4 protein-coding genes are annotated in these 4,352 nt (G+C 67.6%); 1 reads left to right on the top strand and 3 read right to left on the bottom strand.

The features are described 5' to 3' along the window. The 3 genes from ABZU75_RS45445 to ABZU75_RS45435 all read right to left on the bottom strand — a co-directional run. Positions 1 to 917, bottom strand: a 917-nt coding sequence (locus tag ABZU75_RS45445; RefSeq protein WP_355569479.1) for a site-specific integrase, incomplete at its 3' end; no start/stop codon positions are given. Further along, entirely contained in the window at positions 914 to 1,120 is a 207-nt protein-coding gene (locus ABZU75_RS45440; RefSeq protein WP_355569476.1) for a helix-turn-helix domain-containing protein, read from the bottom strand. The genes ABZU75_RS45440 and ABZU75_RS45445, both read right to left, overlap by 4 nt. After that, the gene (locus tag ABZU75_RS45435) at positions 1,117 to 2,643 is read right to left on the bottom strand and encodes a replication initiator (protein ID WP_355569473.1); all 1,527 of its coding nucleotides are present in this window, start codon (positions 2,641 to 2,643) and stop codon (positions 1,117 to 1,119) included. The genes ABZU75_RS45440 and ABZU75_RS45435 overlap by 4 nt, the downstream gene beginning before the upstream one ends. A gap of 120 nt (positions 2,644 to 2,763) precedes the next feature. On the opposite strand from ABZU75_RS45435, the gene ABZU75_RS45430 reads away from it, so the two are divergent. Next, positions 2,764 to 3,732 carry a GntR family transcriptional regulator gene (locus ABZU75_RS45430; RefSeq protein WP_355569470.1) on the top strand — a complete coding sequence of 323 codons (969 nt, stop codon included), beginning with the start codon at positions 2,764 to 2,766 and terminating at the stop codon, positions 3,730 to 3,732. Positions 3,733 to 4,352: the final 620 nt, after the last annotated feature.

The following is a 4,352-nucleotide window of genomic DNA, read 5'->3' as shown; positions in this document are numbered from 1 at the left end:
GCCCGTCGTACGTTGTGGGAGTCCAGGGGAGTGCCGACCAGGGAGGCGAAGACGAGATCGTTCTCCGTCCACTTCGCGCCCGCCGTCTCCCGCTCCTTGGCCTGCTGCGCTCGGTGCTCCCGGAGGGCTTCGACGCAGCGACGAGGCAGCGCGAGAGATCTCCGTGACTTCCGGGTCTTGGTGTCGCCGCCTTCCCGTACGGAGCGCCACACGGCGATCCATGGGGGAGCGTCGGTGCCCGGCTTGCCGTCGAGATCCACCTCTGACCAGACGAGCGCCCGCAGTTCCTCCGTACGGGCACCGATGAGGAGGGAGAGCACCACATAGGCGTACATCCGCGTGTCGCTCGCAGCCTTGAGGATGGCTTCCGCCTGGTCGAGAGTGAGCGCCTTGGACGGTCGCCCTTCCTTTCCTTCGGGGACCTCACAGAGGCCCACCACGTTGCGCTTGACCTTGTCCCGAGACTGGGCGAACCTCACCGCCCGGTTCAGGCACGAGTGGAGGAGGCGGACCGTTCGAGCGCTGAGCGTTTTGGCCTTGCCCATGAGCCATCGATCCACGTCCTCCGCGCTCAACTCCCGCAGCTTCCGGGCACCAAGGCCGGGGATGATGTGCTTGTCGCAGAGGGTCCGATAGTTGGCCACGGTGTTCGGGTCGCGTCCGTGCAGGCCGTAGGTGAGCCAGCCCGTCACGGCGTCGGCGACGGTGTAGTTGGCCGGACCGCTTGCCAGCCCGTCGTCATAGTCGCGGATGATCTCTTTGAGCTTGGCCTTGGCTTCGGTCTTGGTCTTGCCGCTGGCCTTCTTGACGATGCGCTTTCCAGCGGGGGTGTAGCCGACGGTCACCGAGGCGATCCAGCGTTCGCGGGTCTCGTCCCAGTGCAGGCCGCCGTCTCCCCGGCTGCGTCGTGTGGTCATGATGCCCTCGCTTCCTGTTCGAGTAGTGCCACGTAGTCGGAGATGGCCGAGGCCGGGATGAGCCGGGTACGGCCCTGGGTGACCGAGCGCAGGCGCCCGGACCGGATCTGTTCGTAGATCACGCTGCGGCTCATGCTGAGCAGGTACATGGCCTCGCAGACGCGGTACAGCCGTCGGTCGGCGGACGGTCGGAGTGCGGTCAACCGTCCTCCCGCTTCGCCGCGATGGCGCGGGCCTGGGAGACGCAATGCCGGATGTGTTCGGCCATGATCGCCTCACCGGGGGTATAGCCCGATCCGGCGAAGCGCCAGTGAGCGAGAACGAGCGTGCTCTCATCGGCCAGTTCGGGAAGCCCGTGCCGTTCGTGTGCTTCGGCCGCCCGGTGCTTCGCTCTGTCCTGTCGAAGATCGCCAAGGGTGGTGGAGTAGCGGCGCGACTTGGAGGAGAAGTGGCCGCGAAATCCCAGCATGTGAGCCCATGGCCGCAGCCGTAACGCGGTGAACTCCCGTCGTGCGCCCAACTCCCAGCAGGTACGGATCATGCGTCGGGCATGCTCGCTCACCGGGAGTGCGTCCAGGTGCAGGCCCGGCTTCAACCCGGTTCCATGGCAGTGCCCGCACGAGGCCGTCAGGCACAACCGCCCACGCCCCTTGCAGACCGGACACGATAGGCGGTGATCGACCGTCCCCGACGCCTCCGCGCCCTTGGTCGCGTACTTCGCGATGTAGGAGGCCACCGCCCGTTCACTCAGCTCGTCCGCGCCCTGGTCTAGGACGATGGGCCGGATGTCGAGCTGATCACCCCATGTCAGGTTCCACCGGCCGAGCCCGCTGGCAGGGGTACGAACGGTGACCCGTCGCACGGCCGGAGTGATCGCCCGTACGAGGAGGTCGTGATCAGCCCAGAGCGGGGGAACGTCGGTGCTGCCCTCGGGGCCATCGAGGCGGATCACCGCGTGGAAGTGCACCAGGCCGCGCCGCTGGTACTCGGCGACCTTGGCGAAGGAGACCCGGACCTGTTTGGCGAATGCCGTCCGGGTCAGGCCCGCCTCAGCGGCCAGGGTGCGACGCATCTCCAGGGTGAAGCGATGCCACAGAGCGCCCGCGTGTGCCTGCCATAGCACCGCCCCGGTGTAGTCGTAACACTCGGCGCAGATGGGTTGGCCGAGTCGTTCGTCTCCGATCTCGTGGCGGGTGTGGCAGCCGATCGGCCGCCCGTGCTCGCACACCGTGTCGCGGTTGCGGGGGCGGCAGGCCCGCAGCGTGCCGTTCTTCTCGCGCCGGGTGTGCACCGGCCCGAATGAGGGGGCCGTCAGGGTGACGAACGCGCGAGGGTGCGCGCTGACGGTTTCCGGGGTGCCTTTGCCGCCGGACAGGCCCGCCCGGATGAGCTGAAAGGTGTCGCCCTGGTAGACGCGTGAGCAGGAGGGGCAGACCGAGGCCCGCCGGTTGCCGCAGGCCACCAGCAGATACCCGCGCACCTCGTCAGTGGTGCGGTAGTCGTGCAGCACCTCGCCCGTGTTCGCGTTGATGATGGTGGATTCTCCGGCCAGGTGGATCGGGTGGGAGCATCCGCCGGTCGCGGCCACCATGGAGCGCCACCGGTCATAGCCCGGATCGTTGATCAGCTGCGCCACGTCGATCATCCATTGCGGATGCCCCGACCAGTTCGGCCCCTCAGGGCCGTTCGGTTCAGTGGTGATGTGGGCTTCCTCCTTGTCGTTCATGGTCACCATCCCCTCATACACACTCGTACGGTTAACTTGTAGTACAAGAGTGAGCCGCATTGCGACGCCTTGTCAACATGTAGTACAAGGGAAACGTACATCTATGCCGAAGGAGTTCCCGTGGACAGCAGCAACTACGAACCCGACATCGGCGATCTCGACCTCAGCGCGGAGGAACAGGAACGACTCGCCGACTCCCAACGCCCCCTCTGGGAGGTCATCGCCGCCTCGCTGCGCGCTGACATCCTGGAGGCCCGCTACACCCCCGGCGCACCCCTGCCCAGCGAGACCGCCCTGTCAGCCCGCTACAGCGTGTCGCGCCCCACCGTCCGCGACGCCGTCAAAGCCCTGGTCGGTGAAGGACTCGTCAGCGTGGTACGCGGACGCGGCACCTTCGTGCGAGCCGTCCCCGACCGTCACGCGATCCTGCTCGGCACCTGGCCCCGCCACGACATCGCCGACCCGGAGTTCATCCCCACCGCGCGTCAATGGGGCTGGACTCCACTCGCCACCCCCCACACCGACGACGAAGGCCAGCAGACCTACAGCCGCAGCGAGTTCAGCGCCGCCAACCGTGACATCGCCAGCACTCTTGGCCTGCGCACCGGTCACACCGTCTTTCACCGCTCCAGCCGATGGCGTCACACCACCACCGGCCTGATCATCACCATCAACTCCTACACCGTCCCGGAGATCATCCCCGCTCCGACCGCCAAGCAGACCGTCAACGAAGCCTTCGTCCACGCGCTCACTCAGACGTCGTTCTACGACACGATCACCAGCGGACGTGGCCCTACCACCTGGGAGACCAGCGTCACCGCTCGCATGCCCTATGCCGACGAGCGCGACCTGATGGCCCTATCGGTCGGCAGCCCCATCCTGATCATCCGGCGCATTCTCGCCGACAAAGACGGCCGCCCCCTGGAGATGACCGAGATCAAGGCCGACGCCGAACGCTTCGAGACCGTCTACGCCCGCGAAAACCTCACCAGCCTGCCCGAGGGATTCGACCCCGACATCCACGATCCTGAACAACTCCAGGAGAAGGCCGAGCCCGAACCGACCGGCCGCATCCTGTTCCTGCTGTGACAGGTCGTTGTGACCGGCATTGGCTCAGAGTTTCTTTACTGGTTTAAAGCGGCAGCGCTTCGCGCCGCCGCACGGCGGGACACGCCCCGCCGTCCCGGCACGGCCAGCGGGCCGGGCGTGCGGCCCTGGCGGCCGGTCCCGGCCCGCGCCAGCCGGGACGGCACGGCGTAAGCCCGCCGCCCGCCGCACCGAGCACCCGCCGTACCGAACGCACCCGCCGCCTCTGGTGCGCGCTGCCGCCTGCCGCTCCGACCGCCGGCCCAACCGCTTCGCGGCCCCTTCGGGGTGCCATTCGGCATTGCGCCGGCCGTCTCCACTCGGTGGTCATCAGGAACGCCTCAATGGCGAGGAGCAAGGGCTCTGCCGCCCTGCTTCCGGTGCGCGGGCCTGGCGGCCCTGTGCTCCGGGTCAGGTTGCCACCGGATGACATGGCCACCTGATCACGGTCATCGCCAGTCAGGTACGGCAACGCGACTACGGGGAAGGTGTGTCGCCGCACCTGACCAGTGATCATTTGGTGTCGTCGGTTTTCGGCACGTGTTTCCCGCGTCCGCCCGGAGTGCGGTGGCGGAGCTGGAGGCGGGTCATCGCGGCATCGACCAGGCGCCCGAGGTTGCCCA

This window comes from Streptosporangium sp. NPDC005286, from assembly GCF_040607515.1.
Classification (GTDB): domain Bacteria; phylum Actinomycetota; class Actinomycetes; order Streptosporangiales; family Streptosporangiaceae; genus Streptosporangium.
The sequence above is the reverse complement of the archived record's forward strand: the minus strand, read 5'-3'. Positions and strand labels throughout refer to the sequence as shown.

Coding starts and splice junctions, on each gene's coding strand:
- ABZU75_RS45435 (WP_355569473.1), bottom strand. CDS start 2,643: ATGAACGACAAGGAGGAAGCCCACATCACCACTGAACCGAACGGCCCT.